The organism is Pedobacter sp. UYP30, assembly GCF_040547165.1.
Taxonomy (GTDB): Bacteria; Bacteroidota; Bacteroidia; order Sphingobacteriales; family Sphingobacteriaceae; genus Pedobacter.
This window is the reverse complement of the sequence record NZ_JBEPPD010000001.1, coordinates 391,115-407,645: the sequence shown is the minus strand read 5'-3', so window position 1 is coordinate 407,645 and position 16,531 is coordinate 391,115. Positions and strand designations below refer to the sequence as shown.

14 protein-coding genes are annotated in these 16,531 nt (G+C 37.7%); 7 read left to right on the top strand and 7 right to left on the bottom strand.

The features are described 5' to 3' along the window. The first annotated feature begins 14 nt into the window (after positions 1-14). Positions 15-836, top strand: coding sequence for a bifunctional hydroxymethylpyrimidine kinase/phosphomethylpyrimidine kinase (thiD, locus tag ABIB40_RS01890; RefSeq protein WP_354355373.1), 822 nt, complete (start codon positions 15-17; stop codon positions 834-836). 121 nt (positions 837-957) lie between these two features. On the opposite strand, the gene ABIB40_RS01885 is transcribed toward thiD, so the two are convergent. Then, a complete protein-coding gene (locus ABIB40_RS01885) occupies positions 958-2,310 on the bottom strand; it encodes a PhoH family protein (RefSeq protein WP_354355371.1) in 1,353 nt (450 codons plus the stop codon). Between the two features lie 908 nt (positions 2,311-3,218). Here ABIB40_RS01885 and ABIB40_RS01880 point away from each other — a divergent pair. Both ABIB40_RS01880 and ABIB40_RS01875 read left to right on the top strand, forming a co-directional pair. Further along, positions 3,219-5,378 carry an FUSC family membrane protein gene (locus ABIB40_RS01880; RefSeq protein ID WP_354355369.1) on the top strand — a complete coding sequence of 720 codons (2,160 nt, stop codon included), beginning with the start codon at positions 3,219-3,221 and terminating at the stop codon, positions 5,376-5,378. A 93-nt stretch (positions 5,379-5,471) separates the two neighbouring features. Continuing rightward, positions 5,472-5,882, top strand: a complete 411-nt coding sequence (locus ABIB40_RS01875) for an organic hydroperoxide resistance protein (protein ID WP_354355367.1) — start codon at positions 5,472-5,474, stop codon at positions 5,880-5,882. Between the two features lie 848 nt (positions 5,883-6,730). Here the strand turns inward: ABIB40_RS01875 and bioB are convergent. The 4 genes from bioB to ABIB40_RS01855 all read right to left on the bottom strand — a co-directional run bounded on the left by bioB (position 6,731) and on the right by ABIB40_RS01855 (position 11,155). Next, entirely contained in the window at positions 6,731-7,732 is a 1,002-nt protein-coding gene (gene bioB / locus ABIB40_RS01870; RefSeq protein WP_354355365.1) for a biotin synthase BioB, read from the bottom strand. Positions 7,733-7,944: 212 nt separating this feature from the next. After that, positions 7,945-9,294 carry a magnesium transporter gene (gene mgtE / locus ABIB40_RS01865; RefSeq protein WP_354355363.1) on the bottom strand — a complete coding sequence of 450 codons (1,350 nt, stop codon included), beginning with the start codon at positions 9,292-9,294 and terminating at the stop codon, positions 7,945-7,947. A 128-nt stretch (positions 9,295-9,422) separates the two neighbouring features. Continuing rightward, positions 9,423-10,544 (bottom strand): magnesium/cobalt transporter CorA, encoded by a 1,122-nt coding sequence (gene corA, locus ABIB40_RS01860; RefSeq protein ID WP_354355361.1) that lies wholly within the window; start codon positions 10,542-10,544, stop codon positions 9,423-9,425. A 2-nt stretch (positions 10,545-10,546) separates the two neighbouring features. Continuing rightward, the gene (locus ABIB40_RS01855) at positions 10,547-11,155 is read right to left on the bottom strand and encodes a WbqC family protein (RefSeq protein WP_354355359.1); all 609 of its coding nucleotides are present in this window, start codon (positions 11,153-11,155) and stop codon (positions 10,547-10,549) included. Positions 11,156-11,192: 37 nt separating this feature from the next. Between ABIB40_RS01855 and ABIB40_RS01850 the strand changes: the two genes are divergently transcribed. Beyond that, entirely contained in the window at positions 11,193-12,074 is an 882-nt protein-coding gene (locus ABIB40_RS01850) for a lysophospholipid acyltransferase family protein (protein WP_354355357.1), read from the top strand. After that, a complete protein-coding gene (locus tag ABIB40_RS01845) occupies positions 12,064-13,086 on the top strand; it encodes a glycosyltransferase family 2 protein (RefSeq protein ID WP_354355355.1) in 1,023 nt (340 codons plus the stop codon). Before ABIB40_RS01850 ends, ABIB40_RS01845 begins: the two co-directional genes overlap by 11 nt. Before the next feature lie 5 nt (positions 13,087-13,091). Here ABIB40_RS01845 and aroQ read toward each other — a convergent pair whose 3' ends face one another. Then, a complete protein-coding gene (aroQ, locus tag ABIB40_RS01840) occupies positions 13,092-13,514 on the bottom strand; it encodes a type II 3-dehydroquinate dehydratase (protein WP_354355354.1) in 423 nt (140 codons plus the stop codon). A 119-nt stretch (positions 13,515-13,633) separates the two neighbouring features. On the opposite strand from aroQ, the gene xerD reads away from it, so the two are divergent. After that, positions 13,634-14,530, top strand: a complete 897-nt coding sequence (xerD, locus tag ABIB40_RS01835) for a site-specific tyrosine recombinase XerD (protein ID WP_354355352.1) — start codon at positions 13,634-13,636, stop codon at positions 14,528-14,530. Positions 14,531-14,538: 8 nt separating this feature from the next. Here the strand turns inward: xerD and prmC are convergent, their stop codons facing one another. Next, positions 14,539-15,390, bottom strand: coding sequence for a peptide chain release factor N(5)-glutamine methyltransferase (gene prmC, locus ABIB40_RS01830; RefSeq protein ID WP_354355350.1), 852 nt, complete (start codon positions 15,388-15,390; stop codon positions 14,539-14,541). Positions 15,391-15,477: 87 nt separating this feature from the next. Between prmC and ribD the strand changes: the two genes are divergently transcribed. Then, positions 15,478-16,530: a bifunctional diaminohydroxyphosphoribosylaminopyrimidine deaminase/5-amino-6-(5-phosphoribosylamino)uracil reductase RibD gene (gene ribD, locus ABIB40_RS01825; RefSeq protein WP_354355348.1), complete on the top strand. Its 1,053-nt coding sequence runs from the start codon at positions 15,478-15,480 to the stop codon at positions 16,528-16,530. Position 16,531 lies beyond the last annotated feature (1 nt).

Below are 16,531 nucleotides of genomic sequence, written 5' to 3'. Positions count from 1 at the left end.
TACCACTTACCACCATGCAACCATTCAATTATGCTCCCGTTTTAAGCATTGCAGGTTCTGATAGTGGTGCAGGGGCAGGTATTCAAGCCGATTTAAAAACCTTTGCCGCATTGGGTTGCTACGGAATAAGTGCAATTACCGCAATTACCGCACAAAATACTTTGGGTATTTATGCCATTCATCCCGTTCCGGCAGAAATTGTGAAGCAACAGATTATTGCAGTAATGGACGATTTTAAGCCCAAAGCGATTAAGATAGGGATGCTTTTTAGTGCGGAAATAGTTGTTGCGGTAGCAGAAACATTAAAAAATCACCCCAATATTCCCGTGATTTTCGACCCAGTTATTTCAGCTAGTTCTGGCGATACCTTAATTCAGGAGAATGTATTAAAAGCTTTTAAAGAACATCTTTTTCCATTAGTTACCTTATTAACACCTAATTTATTTGAAGCAAGCCAACTTTCAAATCAACACGTGAAAACTGTTGAGGACATGGAAAAGGCAGCCAAGTTGCTGATAAATGAAGACTTAAAAAGTGTATTGATTAAAGGCGGTCATTTAGAAAGCGAAAGACTAATCAATTTTTATTTAGATAAAAACGGCATCAGTAAACAATTTAAATCAACAAAAATAGAAAGCAAAAACTTACATGGTACCGGCTGCACTTTATCATCAGCAATTACAGCTTTTTTAGCCCAAGGATTTGATTTATTAACTGCTATTAAGAAATCGGGCGAATTTGTAAATAAAGCAATAGAAGCAAGTGTAAATCTGAAAATAGGAAATGGCGCTGGGCCTTTAAATCATTTTTTTGATTTTCATAGAAATCATAGCTAATTATAATCAAATAGCCTTTATTACTCATAGGTAGCTATTTTCTCTTGGGTGTTAAATAGCCATAACATGCTCCAAATTGCTTATTTCAGTCAAATGACGGGCGTTTGCAGCTTTCTATATCTTACAACAATTCGTTAGCCAAATTTGCCAGTTCACTCCTCTCCCCTTTTTTTAGGGTTATGTGTGCGTATAAGGGATGATTTTTTGCCTTTGCGATAAGATAAGACAGACCATTGCTTTCTGAATCTAAATAAGGTGTATCTATCTGATGGATGTCTCCGGTAAATACCACTTTGGTCTGCTCACCAGCTCTAGAAATGATGGTCTTTACCTCATGCGGAGTTAAATTCTGCGCTTCATCAATAATAAAGAATATTTTAGAAAGTGTGCGCCCCCTAATAAATGCCAATGGAGCGATTGCAATTTTTTCTGTCGCCACCAGTTCATCAATCTTTGCATACGTACCCGGATCTCCAATAAACTGTTCCTTTATGAAACGTAGATTGTCCCAAATGGGCGCCATAAAAGGATCTGTTTTAGATTTTGCATCGCCCGGCAAATAGCCAATATCTTTATTGCTTAAGGATACAATTGGTCGAGTAACGTAGATTTGTCTAAAATTTTTGCGCTGTTCTAATGCACTAGCCAAGGCCAAAAGTGTTTTTCCGGTGCCCGCATTGCCTTGTATACTAACCAACTTTATATTAGGATCTAGCAAGGCGTGTAGGGCAAAAGCTTGTTCTATGTTTCTTGGTTCGATGTTAAAAACCGCATTCATATTTACTTTACTCAGCGTTTTTAGCTCCTTGTTGTAAAATGCGTTTAAAGTTTTTCTATTCTTTTTAAAGATGTAAAAGTGGTTGGCCCTCTCCGATTGAAAAATAGCCGAGTCGATGTTCGCCACTCCATTTGCGTCCAGTTCGTCGAGTAAATTTGTATCAAAACCTTCAACTTGGGTTTTTCCTTGATAGAGTTCCTCTACGTTCTTTATTTTGCCAGTTTCGTAATCTTCTGCTGGCAGGTTTAAAGCTTTTGCTTTTAATCTTAAACAAATGTCTTTTGATACCAACACCACTTTTTTGCCAGGATTTTCCTCCTGCAACCTTAAAGCAACGTTTAATATTTTGTCATCAGTTTTATCGCCGCCAAAAATTGTCTCTGCGTTAATTTTTGGAGGTGTTTCAGTTAAAACCACCATAAATTTGCCCGACTGTTTCTTACCTAGTGAAAACCATTGATTAATAAGCTTCGATTGCGCAGCTTCATCTATCAGCCTTATAAAACTACGCGCTTCGAAATTACGCGTGTCGTTTCCACTTTTAAAGTTGTCTAACTCTTCTAATACTTGAATTGGAATCGCAACGTCATGCTCTTGGAAACTTTTAACCGAGTTATGGTCGTAGAGAATAACCGAAGTATCTAAAACAAAAATCTTTTTTAATGTTTCAGCTAACAATTTACCTTTTGTGGTCATTTGGTAAATTTAAGGTTTGTTAAACTATAAAATTTTAGTTTTTTAAGACTTTTTAAAAAAACTACAAAAAATGAAAACGGGGCCTTCCTCTTGCGATTCAGTTCCCCGTTTCCTTCTAATTGCAACCATAGTCGCAATTAAAATCTAATTCTAAATACGTTGATTTTTTCGCTTCCGCTTGGCCCTAAGGCTTTTGTGCTGCGCTAAAATTTATCTTCCGTTGCTAACTCCGTGGAGGTTTGCAGTTTTTGATAATCTCTGTTTGGGTCTTTTGATTTTTGTCTTAAACTATCCGAAGACTGTCTAAGATTTTTCCGTCTGGCTTGCACCTTTCAGAACATAATCATATTCCCTGTGGGCATAATCTAGAATGCTTAGCCTTTCGGTTTAGTTTTCATTTGATTAGCTTTCTCAGAATTCAAAGTACTTCGTATTTGATATTACTAATGTACAACATACCTTGGTTTAACCAAAATAAATCGCCGTCAACTTACCAACAGGTTTATCAACTAAAATACCCTCGTTACCAACATCCTTTTGTGTTAAATGTTTAAGGGAAGAGTTCAGACCACAAGGAGGAAGCTGTTATCCACACCCACCAAAATTTGGTTGTTAACATTTGTTTTGGACAAGCAAAGATTTCTTGAGGCTGCTTTCTACGCAAAATATAAAATAAGTTTTAAAAACTTGTTTTGTTACCGTAGCATAACAGGGTATCGATATCAATGTTATTAAGTTAAGATACCAAAGAGGGTGTCAATTCGGAGCTTGCCGAAGGTTAATCATTTCGCTGGTTTCTCGCTTTTAACTGGTCTTCTATAAACTGTCCAAATTTTTGGGGAGTCTCCGATTGACAATGATTTTGCTTAATTTAATGAGATTGATATTTATATCTTAATTTTGTTAGCATGCAGCTACAGCAAGCCAAGAAAGACACAAAAAACTTTTTACTAAGCACTTATTTTGCAGATGGGTTACGCATCACCATGGGCGTACTTCTCCCCTCTTTGATTTTGGCGCAATTTGGCCTGCTTAAAATAGGAATTACGTTGTCTTTGGGTGCGCTTTGTGTAAGTATTGTAGATAGCCCTGGTCCTATTGTGCACCGAAGAAATGCCATGCTTATTACGTCTGTGCTCATTTTTATATGCTCTTTTATTACGGGCGTTTCTAACCAAAATAACTTGCTGCTTGGCTTGGTTATCCTAATAGCAAGCTTTGCATTTTCTATGTTGTATTGTTACGGTGTTAGGGCAGCTTCTATTGGTACTGCAACCTTACTTATCGTTATTCTAAGCATCGATGATACCAGGCCACTGGTAGAGGAAATGAAATATAGCGTGTTTATTTTAATGGGCGGTATCTGGTACACCTGTTTAAGCTATCTGGTTTATCGAGTACGCCCTTACCGAGGGGTTCAGCAAGCTTTGAGCGATTCGATTTTAGAAGTGGCAAGTTATTTAACCAAAAAGGCGAGCTTATTTAGCACAGAAACAAATTTCGATGCGACTTTTTCCGAGCTCGTTAAGTTACAAGTTAAAGTGCACGAAAAACAAAATGAAGTAAGAGACCTGTTGTTTAGAACCAGGAGCGTGGTTAGAGACTCTAGTGTGGAAGGCAGATTTTTACTTATCATATTTATAGATATGGTAGATATTTTCGAGAGGGCAATGGCCACACATTATGATTATAGGGTTTTGCATGAAAAATTTGGAAAATCGGATGTGTTTGCAGATTACGAACGCTTTATTAAGCATCTTGCGGCTACCTTAAACAACGTTGCTTTTGCGATAAAAGATGGAAATCCACCAAAATTATCTAGACATCTTTTAACAGATTTTGAAGCGACAAAATTGCGAATAAACCAAACGCTAGCAGATAACGGAACTGATAGCGATGATAGGTTTGCATTGAAAAGTCTTGGCAAAATAGAAGAAAACATAGAGCGGATCTTTTATCGAGTGGAAACGATGATCGAGTACTTTAATATGCGAACGAACAACGCCTTAAAAAGACCTGATGTAGAGCCTCAAAAGTTTATCGATCGAGAACAATTTGGGCTTGCCGTTTTTACACAAAACCTTACCTTAAAATCGAACACCTTTAAGCATGCCCTTAGGGTTACCACGGTGATGGTTATTGGATTCTGTGTATCATTAATCCTTCCTTCTAACCATAGTTATTGGATTTTACTTACCATTTTGGTGATCAGTAAACCCGGCTTTAGCCTCACAAAACAAAGAAATTATCAGCGGGTAATTGGTACCATCGTAGGTGCTATCATCGGCATGATTTTGATTACCTACGTAACAGATACACATTCATTGTTTGTTATTTTGTTGATGTGTATGGTTGGTTGCTACAGTTTTCAGCGGAAAAACTATGTAATTAGCGTTGTGTTTATGACGCCTTACATACTCTTGCTGTACAAGTTTTTGGGTCTAGGTACAATTACTTTAGCAGGAGAACGCATTTACGATACCCTTATTGGTTCTGGAATTGCCTTTGCAGCGAGTTATTTTCTGTTCCCTAGCTGGGAAAAAGATTATGTAAAAGAGGCCATGGTAAAGATGCTCGAGGCTAATAGAAACTATTTTACAGAACTTATTAAAACCAAAGCCAACGATGATTTAGGGAAAACTTTGTACAAATTGGCAAGAAAAGAAGTTTATGTAGCCAGCGCAAATCTATCGTCGATGTTTCAACGCATGTTTTCTGAGCCTAAAAGTAAACAGATTTACATGTCTCAACTCTATGAATTTACGGTGATGAACCATCTATTCTCTTCTTATGTTGCATCGCTTTCTTTGATTGATAAAAGAGAAATTCTTGAAGAAGGTTTAGCTGATTTAATCTGTGCTGAAAAAGAAGTGACAAAATACTTAGATCTATCTGTCAGCGAGTTGGCGCATTCTTCTATACAAGTAGAACAGGTTGATGATGAGGGGTTTTCTGAATCGGAATTGCGTCAGGTAAGAAAAAATCAAAGCCTTTCGCAGTGCGAAAACTTGCAGAAAGCGGCGTATGATATTTTTAAAATAAGCAAGCAGTTTAAATTTGAGCATTAGAGAATCCCGTACTTATTAAAAACATAGGCACTGTAAGAGAGCTCAACCAAACAATGAACCGCTTTTTTTGTTAAACAATAAAAAAACGATACCATGGAAAAATTATATACCGCAGAAGTTATCGCTAAAGGCGGAAGAGACGGACACGTACATTCTAGTGATGGAGTGATAGATTTAGAGGTTAGAAAACCACGAGAGTTAGACGGACAAGGCGGAGCTACTAATCCCGAGCAATTGTTTGCCGCCGCATGGGGGCCGTGTTATTTGGGTGCTTTGGGCAGTGTTGCCGTTAGGGCTGGTGTAGATGTAAGCGAGGCAACCGTAAATGTATTGGTATCTTTTAATAAAGATGGAAATGCTTTTGCGCTTTCTGCAGATCTTGATGTGCATATTCCCAACATCTCTCAAGAGGAAGCGCAAGACTTGGCAGACAAGGCACACAAAGGTTGTCCTTATAGCAAAGCGGTAAGGGGAAATATAGAGGTGAGAGTTACTGCTATTTAAGGCTCTTATCTAAAAATAGAAAAAGCCAAAACTTTAACAGGTTTTGGCTTTTTTTATTTTACATTAAAACGAACTTGATAAAAACACAGCCAATAAGATGCTGATAATTAGGTTTCTTTCCAGAGAAATACTGACCTACCGCCCGAGGCAAAGTCATTAACTTAATGAAAAACCAATAAAATGATGTCATCCAGAGGTCTAACATATTTCATATAAATCAATATAAGTGACACTTTTTTAACTCGCTATAGCCATCTCGCTAGTCCCGGCCTAGCAGCAATTTGGAGGAAAAAACGCCAAAAGCTGCTTGCAGAAACCGGACACTTTTCAGCTACGAAGAGGATTTACAGCCTTGCGCGGGAATAAGCCTATGGAAAGGCCTCGAAGCATCGATACTAAACAGCTTGGCGAATTTTTACCCAAAGAGATGCCAGCCTTGATTTTTTGTTACTTTTTTATCAAAAAAAAAGTAAGACGCCCCTCCGGCTAGGGGAACGTAAGGAAGAGTTGGCGGCCATTTTTTATAAGACTGAAGGAAGGAGTAATAAAAATGAGATATAATTTAATTAACTGATAGTAAATAACTTATGTAAAAACGTCAATGGCAGTCTGTCGAAGGATAATTATGTTGTAGGTTTTTGATTATTGAGAGGTCTTCGACTACTTGTCCCGACCATTCGGGAAGCTCAGACTGACAGTAAATTAGCTTAACTCTAGGGCATTGCCCCCACCGAGTTGGCGATATCATTTGCATATACTAAACTGGTTAAGCGATTCGCCCAAAACCTAGTTCCTAATACCTTTATCATTTTCTTACTTCAAATTTTTAAAGCTCGCAATAACGATTCTTAGGCAATTTCCTCTTCCTTTCTTGTGTTTTCAGGTCTTCCGTTTTTAAATGCTGCCCGGGTTTTTAGACCCAATAATTCAAACATCGCCATATCATCTACAAAAGCCGGATTTGGCGTAGTAAGCAATTTATCTCCCGCAAAAATAGAACTTGTGCCTGCCATAAAGCAAAATGCTTGTTCTAGGGTACTCATTTCATTTCTTCCGGCAGATAAACGCACAACAGAATTTGGCATTACAATCCGTGCGGTAGCAATCATCCTAACCATATCCCAAATGGGTACTCTTGGTTGATTTTCTAAAGGTGTTCCTTTTACCGGAACCAAGGCATTTATCGGTACAGATTCAGGATGCTTGGGCATATTCGAAAGCGTTTTAAGCATAGAAACACGATCTTCTACGGTTTCGCCCAAGCCAATAATGCCGCCACTACAAACGGTTAATTTAGCTTTACGTACATTTTTAATCGTACTTAATCTGTCGTCGTAATTTCTGGTGGTAATGATGCGTTTGTAATCATCTTCAGAAGTATCTATGTTATGGTTATAAGCATATAATCCTGCATCTGCAAGCCGTTGTGCCTGGTTTTCGGTCAACATGCCAAGCGTACAGCAAACCTCCATATCCATTTCGTTTACAGCTTTCACCATGTCTATCACCCGATCAAAATCGCGGTTATCTCTTACCTCGCGCCAAGCGGCGCCCATACATAAACGAGACGCTCCACCCTCTTTTGCTCTAACTGCGGCATTAACAACCTCTCCCAACTTCATTAAAGGCTCAACTTCTAAATCGGTATGGTAGCGAGCGGCCTGCGGACAATAAGAGCAATCTTCTGGACAGCCCCCAGTTTTAATAGATATTAGAGAACTAACTTGTACTTCGTTATAATCGTGATTGGCCCGGTGAATGCTTGCTGCCTCATAAACCAAATCTAAAAATGGCTTGTTATAAATGGCCGCTATTTCTTCCTCAGTCCAGTCGTGTTTAGTTACTTGCATATCTTTTCTTTGTTCTTGTTCGTTTTTCGTTAAGGCGTTTAGTCGCCATGCTTTTGCTCAACCGCAACCTTAGTCTCAACCTTTATTTCGTTTAGTGGCTGTTCGTTTAGTAGTTGGGAGTATTTTAGGACATCCGAGATGAAAGACCATTTCCAGTCTCATATCTGATGTCTCATATCTCAAATCTATTTGTTCTTTGCTCCTTACTCCTCTTAAAGCAACAATTTACTAGCTAAACCTAAGATTAGAAGAAAGCCAAAAACATCGGTAAAAGTAGTAATAATTATAGAGGATGCAATGGCTGGATCTATGCCAACGCGTTTTAAAATTAATGGAATACCAGCGCCAGTAACTCCGGCAATCACTAAATTTCCGGTCATGGCGCAAAAAATAACCAATCCCAGCATTGGATTGTCATCAAAGAAAAAGGCAAATGCAAATACAATCAGCCCATTTACTGCGCCATTTATAAACCCTACTGTAAGTTCTTTTAGAACCGTATTGTAGGCTTGCTTGTCGGTTAAATCGTACAATGAAATCCGTCTAACGGTTACCGCCAAGGCCTGGGTTGCCGCATTCCCTCCCATCCCGGCAATTATGGTCATATAAGCGGCCAAACTTGGTATTAGCTTAATGGTTGGATCAAAATAGCGAACCACAGACGAGGCCAAAAAAGCGGTGGCCAAGTTTATAATTAGCCAAGGAAGCCTAGATTTTACCGCTTCTACCCAATTACCACTAAGTTCCTCATCCTCCGACACTCCAGATATTTTTAAAATATCCTCGGTACTTTCCTCCTCCATTACGTCTATCACATCATCGAACGTAACCCTGCCCAATAATTTATGATTTCTATCTATTACAGGTATACTTGTTAAATTGTATTGAGAAATTAAATAAGCAACCTCTTCCTGATCTGTTTCTGGACTTACATAAACGGCATCTACCTTTACAAGGTCTATAATTTTGGCGTTGTGTTTGGCTTTAATAATGTCTTTAAGAGACACAATGCCCATAAAACGTTCTACATCATCTACCACATAAATGGTGTAGAATTCTTCCATTTCTTCGCTCTGGCGGATGATTTCGTCTATCGCATCTTTTTTGGTAAAATTTACATTCACGCAAATCAGGTCGGTGTTCATTAACCCGCCTGCAGTCTTTTCATCGTAGGTTAAAAGTGCCCGAATATTGCTCGCATCTTCATCGCTAAGATCTTTCAGAATTTCATCTTGCTCGTGGTCTTCGAGGTATGAAATAATGTCTGTTGCATCATCGTAATCCAGCTCTTCTACAATTTCGGTACGCTTATCTGGATGAAGCTGGAACAAAAGGTCTTCTGGGTGAGATTCTTCATCCATTTCAGAAATTACCTCAGATGCTAAATCAGACGGGAGCAGGTTTATGATGTATTGCTGCTCTCCCATAGAAAGCCTTTCGAAAAGAATGGCGATTTCTGAGGCATGGTATTCCTCCAGAACTTTTAATAAAGCCTCGTCTCCAGCTAAGATTGCATTCTTAACCTTTAATATGTCGTTTTTGTCTATTTCGAACGATTGCATTTTGCCTGTTAAATGCGGTAAAGTTTGTTTGAGGATTATGAGCCGTAAATTTAGCTCATATAATTTACTTGGGAAATGATTTTTTGAAATAATTACAAGTTGTTAAAAGAAATTTAAGGCGGACCATTTTACTTAAACCAGCCTTTTTTATAAAAATAAAAAATCTGAAAAAGCGCAATAACAATCATAATACCCAAAGTGTACAAATAACCATGTTGCAGGTATAACTCTGGCATATTATCGCGTAGCACTCTCCCCGTAGCAGGGTCTTCCCTACTAAAATTCATTCCGTAAATACCCGCAATAAAGGTTAGTGGGATAAAAATAGAAGACATAATGGTTAAAACCTTCATAATTTCATTCATTCTATTGCTTACAATAGATAGGTTTAAATCTATATTGGCGGTTGCAATTTCCTTTAACGCTTCCATAAAATCTATGGTTTGGATGCAATGATCGTACGCATCTTTTAAATAAGTTTTGGTTAACGTGGTAATTAGCACACTCTCGCTTCTTAGAATGTCGCTCAACTTATCGCGCTCTGGCCAAACCACCTTCCTTGTTATAAGCAAGGCTCTTTTTATCGCTTGGGTGTCGTACATAATCCTTTTATCTGGATTAGTGTAAAGCCTATCTTCTATCGAGTCTAGTTGCTCGCCCCAAACATTTAGTAGTTTTAAGTAGCTGTCTACCACCATATCCATCAAGGCGTACATCAAGTAACTGCTTCCGCCAATGCGGATGTTTCCCTTGCCAATATCTAAGCGTTTTCTTACCGAATCGAAACAATCCTCATAGGTTTCTTGAAAAGTTATGAGACAGTTTGAAGTGAGGATAAAAGAGATCTGTTCATTAATGAGTTCGTTCTCTGCGCTAAAATACAAATGCCTACTTACAGCGAAAAGGTATTTTTCGTGGTCATATTCATCTAATTTCGGTCGTTGGTAAGAGCTCGTAATGTCTTCCAACACCAAGGGGCTTATGTTTAACTTTGTTTTAAGAACGTCAAACAAGCTTGCATCTCCTATTCCCTTAATGTCAAACCAGTAGCTAAAATTCGGGTCAGCTGTTAAGATATCGATATTCTTTAGCGTTTTTAAGACCTCAACCTTGTGGGTATCTGTGTTATATGTATGAAAACTGATGACAGGCTTTAAAGCATTTTCATCTATTATATATGCCCCAGGGCTTGTGCCTGGCTCCGAGAAATTAATCTTCTTTTTCTTATTGTGTAGTTTGTTCTTTGCCATAACTAAAGATAAGAGCTGGTTTGTGGCCCCTGATTAAACAATAAATCTACTATACTTAAATTTGGAATAAATTGGTGCCGGTCTTCAAATACCTGATAATATGGATTTGCATCAAAGGCGAAGGGCTGTTTTGGGCTCATTAACTTTCTATAGTCCACTTGTACTTCTTCTGGCTCTAAGTAAGTTGAGGTAAGCTCAAAATCTCTCTTGAGTTTAATTTTTTTGCAAACCCAGTTAAAAAGTTCCAGGTTATAATCGAACAAGAAATCAAATTTCTGATGGTAAAATTTCGAAAACTCATCTTCATAATATTCAAAATAGGCCGAGCTTCTGTAGCAACTTTGCAAACTGAGCCAATGCAAGCGTTGCCAGGAAAAATCGTAGCTAATACGCACGTCCTTAACGGTAACGTGGTTTTTAGCGCCTTTAACTATCGGAACAGTAATGTCTAGCTTTCCATTCGGAGAGTATATGCAAGCCCTATTTCTGTAAGTTTGTTTAGGGAAATTTTCCTGTTTTTCTATCAGTATCTGATGGTCTTCTTTATTTATCGTGCTAAAATAGCCTACCGGCGGAAGATAAAACAGAGGAAGTATTGCTGTATTTTGCATTTGAAAATCTATGTTTGTAGCCAAATGTTTAAAAATAATGATTAAAAAGGCAATAGCGCAGCTTGGCGTGTTTTTTTTATTCCTGCTATCACTTTTGCCCCTGCCAATTTTGTTTTTCTTTGCAAGATTAACATATTATCTGTTGTATTATATAATCGGCTACCGAAAAAAAATTGTTCGTAAAAATTTATTGGCTTCTTTTCCAAAAAAATCCTTGCCTGAAATCGTTGCCGTAGAGAAAGATTTTTTTAAATATTTGGCTGATCTAATGTTCGAAATTATAAAAATGACGACCATCTCCAAAAAAGAAGTCTTAAAACGATTTAAATTTATGAATGTTGATGTGTTGCGTGTTCACCTTCAAAACAGCGTCAGCGTTCTAGGCTGCGGTGGCCATTTTGGCAATTGGGAACTTGGCGGCTTGTCTTTGGGTTTAGAACTCGAAACCAAAACACTGATGATCTATAAGCCGCTCTCTAACAAAGTATTTGAGAATTGGCTGAACAAATGTAGGTCCAGATATGGCAATGTATTAATTGCCATGAAACAGACTTTACGAGCCTTGGTAACGTATAAAAATGAGGCAACGCTGCTTAATTTCGTTAGTGATCAAGCTCCTGCCCGTTCAGAGACGAAATATTTTATCCCTTTTTTAAATCAGCCTACCGCCGTAATGCTCGGCATAGAAAAAATTGCCAAGCAGACCAATAGACCCGTTTTCTTTTTTAAGGTTAGGCGCATAAAACGGGGCTACTATGAAGGAGACATTTTGCCGGTTTGCCTAGACCCATCGAAAACCGTAGATTTTGAGATTACAAAAAAGCACTTTGCGCTTTTAGAAGCGTGTATAAACGAAAACCCAGCAAACTGGCTTTGGAGCCATAACCGTTGGAAAATTAACCCAGAAAATGCTCAATAAAATTCCATCAGTTGCCGTAGTTATTTTAAATTGGAATGGGAAAGTTTTGCTGGAGAAGTTTTTACCAGGAATTTTAGCGTCTAATTATCAAAATCTACAAGTTATTGTTGGCGATAATGCTTCAACAGATAATTCTGTTGCTATGGTGTTAGAAAAATTTCCAGAAGTAAAAGTTTTAGCTAACACAGTAAACTATGGATTTGCAGGTGGTTACAATAAAATTTTAGAGCGTGTTACCGCAGATTATTTCATTCTCTTAAATTCTGACGTAGAAGTTACCCCGAACTGGATTGAGCCTGTAATACGGCTAATGGAAAGTGATAAAACTATTGCTGCCGCCCAACCAAAAATAAAAGCGTACAACTTTAAAAATCAGTTTGAGTATGCAGGCGCTGCGGGTGGGTTTTTAGATCATTTTGCTTTTCCTTTTTGCAGGGGAAGACTTTTTAATATTTATGAAGACGATAATGGCCAATACAATGATACCCGAGAAATATTTTGGGCGAGTGGCGCGGCGTTTTTTATAAAAAGTAAATTTTGGGAAGAGACAGTCGGGTTAGATGCCGATTTATTTGCCCACATGGAAGAAATAGACCTGTGCTGGAGGTTAAAGAATTTAGGACACAAAATTATGTATTGTGCTGATTCAGAGGTTTTCCATATTGGAGGAGGGACTTTACAGACCGAAAATCCGTTTAAAACCTATCTTAACTTTAGAAATAACCTCATCATCATGCAGAAAAACCTTCCTCCATTAGAAGCTATTTTGAGGATTACGATAAGAATTTTTATCGATTTTATTGCTTGGTGGCACTTTCTACTAACCGGAAAACCAAAATTTACCTGGGCAGTAAGCAAAGCACATTGGCATTTTTTTACCTCAATAGCAAAAACAAATAAAAAGCGCAAAGATTACCAAAAACCCTACCTCTCTAATACCGGGGTTTACGGCGGAAGTATTGTTTGGGATTTCTTCGTAAGAAAAATAAAATACTTTTCACAGTTATGGTAAGCTGATTATTGATTGAATAGAAAGCTTTCAATTGCCAAACGATAGCCATGCATGCCAAAGCCGGTTAATACGCCTCTGCAATTTTTGCCGGTTAATGAAATATGTCTATACTCTTCTCTGGCGTAAATATTTGAGATATGCACTTCCACTACTGGTGTATTTATGGCAGCAATTGCATCGGCTATAGCAACCGAAGTATGCGTAAAACCTCCGCCATTAAGTATAACTCCCTCATAATCAAACCCAACTTCGTGTAATTTGTTTATAATTTCGCCCTCTACATTACTCTGAAAATAACTTATTTCTATAGTTGGATACAGATTAGACAGTTCGATAATATAATCTTCCATTTTTTTATTCCCGTAAATAGTCGGCTCTCTTAAGCCAAGTAGGTTTAGGTTAGGCCCGTTGATAATCTGTAGTCTCATAAAGTGGATTTTGCTCCCAAAGTTAATTTTTTTTCAACTAGTTACGTCTCAATCTGAAACCTGTTGAAGAATTTCACCAATAATATTATCGTATTTTTGAGAATTAACGAATTTTGCAAATGTGGCAGTCCTATTTAAAAGAATTTAAGACCTATTTAAAGCTAGAAAGATCATTATCTGCAAATTCGATAAGTGCCTATTTGGGTGATGTAGAAAAATTAATCCAATATTTTCTGAGTAAAGATGAGCAGCCAAAAATAACCGAAATTAAAAGTGCTGATCTAAAGAATTTCATCAGTTGGATACACGAAATGGGCATGCAGGCGAGTACACAGTCTAGAATCATTTCTGGCATTAAGGCTTTTTTTGCATACCTCTTGGTCGAGGAGATTATTACTAACGATCCAAGTGCGCTGATAGAATCGCCAAATATTACCAGAAAGCTTCCCGATACATTAAATATTTTCGAAATTGATGCACTGCTTGCTGCCATTGATGCTTCCTCGGCACAGGGCATGCGAGATAAAGCTATTGTTGAGGTTCTTTATGGTTGTGGTTTAAGGGTATCGGAGTTAACTGAGCTAAGAATTTCAAATATTTTTGCTCCGATTGAATTTATTAAAGTAATTGGTAAAGGAAACAAGGAGCGCCTAGTGCCAATTGGCGAGTCAGCACTCAAATACATTTCCATCTATTTAAATGAAGTTAGGGTGCACGCCAATATTAAAAAGGGCCATGAAGATTATCTTTTCTTGAGCCGTTTTGGCGCTAAACTTTCTAGGATTTCTATCTTCAACCTGATTAAAACCTTGGCAATCTCTGCAGGAATACATAAAGTCATCAGCCCACATACGTTGCGGCACTCTTTCGCAACGCATTTAATTGAAGGTGGTGCAGATTTGCGCGCGGTGCAAGAAATGCTGGGACATGTAAGCATCACCACAACAGAAATTTATACGCATTTAGATAGAGATTATTTAAAGCAAGTCATTACGCAATTTCATCCGAGGGCGTAAAAATATTATTAAGATTTACGCGCTCTAATCATCCTATCTTTTCCCTGCATGTCTTTTTGTACCTCTATGTCTTTAAATAATTTATCCTTTAATAAATCAACTGTTTGTTTAGCTAAAAATTCGTTTATTTCCAGAAATAGTATTCCGTTTTTACTTAAGTTTTTTGAGGCAAATTCTGCGATGGCGCGATAAAACAGCAAAGAATCGTCGTCTTCTACAAACAAGGCCAAATGAGGTTCAAAATCTAATACATTCTTTTGCATTTCCTTTATTTCCAATCTTCGCACATAGGGTGGATTACTAACAATCACATCGCACTCTAAATTGCTTTTGGAATTAAGTATATCATCTTTTATAAAATTCACATCTACCTTATTTATCAATGCGTTTAATGTAGCTACTTCAAGTGCTTTGTCAGAAACATCAATTGCCGACATTTGAACAGACGGTAAGTTTTTCTTTAAACTAATGGCGATGCAGCCGGAGCCAGTGCCTATATCCAGTAGCTTGACATTTTCTAGGGATTTAGCTTTTAAATCTTTCAGTACCCAAAATACCAGTTCCTCTGTTTCTGGTCGAGGAATTAAAACGTGCTCATTAACTTGAAAAACAAGTCCGAAAAAATGCGCCTGATTTAGAATATATTGTATCGGTTGGTGGTTCTTTAATTCTGGCAACACCTTTTTACATCTGTCTATTAAGCTAACGCTTAATTCAATATAATTTTCGTTAACTAATTTAATATCAAGTTCTTTTGAATGTTTTTCTAAAGTTAGACTTAATAAAATTTTCACCTCGCTTGTGGTGTACAAAAGGTCTAATTCTTGCTGAAAAAGTTGATTTAATTGGGTTTTATTCATTATTGCAAAATTAGACATTTATGCGAATGATAGTTTGAAGATTTTTAAACCCGAAGCATTAACCGTTAAATCCTTATTTTTGCTTAAATGAACGATGAAGTTTACATGAGCCGTTGTTTAGATTTGGCTAAACTAGGAATTGCAGAAGTAAGCCCAAACCCAATGGTTGGCTGCGTAATTGTTTTAGATGATGTTATTATTGGAGAAGGCTACCACAAGAAATTTGGAGAGGCACACGCAGAGCCGAATGCTGTTTTAGCTGTATTTGAACACTACGGAGAGAAAGCAACCGAAATGCTGAGAGAAGCAACCGTTTACGTAAATCTAGAACCATGCGCCCATTTTGGTAAAACGCCACCCTGTGCACATTTATTGGTAAAACACGCTGTAAAAAAGGTGATGATTGGAAATACAGATCCTTTTTCTGGTGTAAACGGACTCGGAATTAAAAAGCTGAAAGAGGCCGGAATAGAGGTTGTTGTGAATATTTTAGAAGAAGAATGCCGAGATTTGAACATCAGGTTTTTTACAAGAATTGAAAAGCAACGCCCATACATTATTTTAAAATGGGCAGAAACCGCCAATGGCTATTTTGGGCCAATAGAGGAGAAACAACGTTGGATTAGCGGCGATTTAGCTAAACGCCTAACCCATAAATGGCGCGCAGAAGAAGATGCAATACTTGTTGGTAAAAATACAGCGCTAATAGATAATCCAGCGCTAAATGTGAGAAATTGGGTTGGAAATAATCCTGTACGATTGTTGATTGATAAAGATTTGAAAGTACCAACAAGCAATCTGCTATTTAATGATGCCGCCAAAACGCTTATATTTAATGAGGTTAAAACCGATATAATCGGAAATGTCCATTACATAGAAATGGAAGACATGCAGTATTATCTCCCACAAAAAATATGCTTCCAATTGTATTTGATGGACATTCAATCTGTTATTGTAGAGGGCGGCCTAAATTTGTTAAACCAATTTTTAGACGGAAACCTTTGGGATGAAGCTCGAGTTTTTAAGGCTAGTGCTGCTTGGAAAGATGGACTACGCGCACCGCAAATTCGAGCAGAGATCGTAGAAACTACAAATCTTGGCGACGATAAATTGTCTATCTATAAAAACTCAAAAAGCTAAA

Bases quoted from the DNA above. Each gene is read 5' to 3' on its own strand.
- ribD (WP_354355348.1), top strand. From the start codon at position 15,478: ATGAACGATGAAGTTTACATGAGCCGTTGTTTAGATTTGGCTAAACTA.
- ABIB40_RS01885 (WP_354355371.1), bottom strand. From the start codon at position 2,310: ATGACCACAAAAGGTAAATTGTTAGCTGAAACATTAAAAAAGATTTTT.
- bioB (WP_354355365.1), bottom strand. From the start codon at position 7,732: ATGCAAGTAACTAAACACGACTGGACTGAGGAAGAAATAGCGGCCATT.
- mgtE (WP_354355363.1), bottom strand. From the start codon at position 9,294: ATGCAATCGTTCGAAATAGACAAAAACGACATATTAAAGGTTAAGAAT.
- ABIB40_RS01845 (WP_354355355.1), top strand. From the start codon at position 12,064: ATGCTCAATAAAATTCCATCAGTTGCCGTAGTTATTTTAAATTGGAAT.
- aroQ (WP_354355354.1), bottom strand. From the start codon at position 13,514: ATGAGACTACAGATTATCAACGGGCCTAACCTAAACCTACTTGGCTTA.
- ABIB40_RS01880 (WP_354355369.1), top strand. From the start codon at position 3,219: ATGCAGCTACAGCAAGCCAAGAAAGACACAAAAAACTTTTTACTAAGC.
- thiD (WP_354355373.1), top strand. From the start codon at position 15: ATGCAACCATTCAATTATGCTCCCGTTTTAAGCATTGCAGGTTCTGAT.
- ABIB40_RS01855 (WP_354355359.1), bottom strand. From the start codon at position 11,155: ATGCAAAATACAGCAATACTTCCTCTGTTTTATCTTCCGCCGGTAGGC.
- ABIB40_RS01875 (WP_354355367.1), top strand. From the start codon at position 5,472: ATGGAAAAATTATATACCGCAGAAGTTATCGCTAAAGGCGGAAGAGAC.
- corA (WP_354355361.1), bottom strand. From the start codon at position 10,544: ATGGCAAAGAACAAACTACACAATAAGAAAAAGAAGATTAATTTCTCG.
- xerD (WP_354355352.1), top strand. From the start codon at position 13,634: ATGTGGCAGTCCTATTTAAAAGAATTTAAGACCTATTTAAAGCTAGAA.
- ABIB40_RS01850 (WP_354355357.1), top strand. From the start codon at position 11,193: ATGATTAAAAAGGCAATAGCGCAGCTTGGCGTGTTTTTTTTATTCCTG.
- prmC (WP_354355350.1), bottom strand. From the start codon at position 15,390: ATGAATAAAACCCAATTAAATCAACTTTTTCAGCAAGAATTAGACCTT.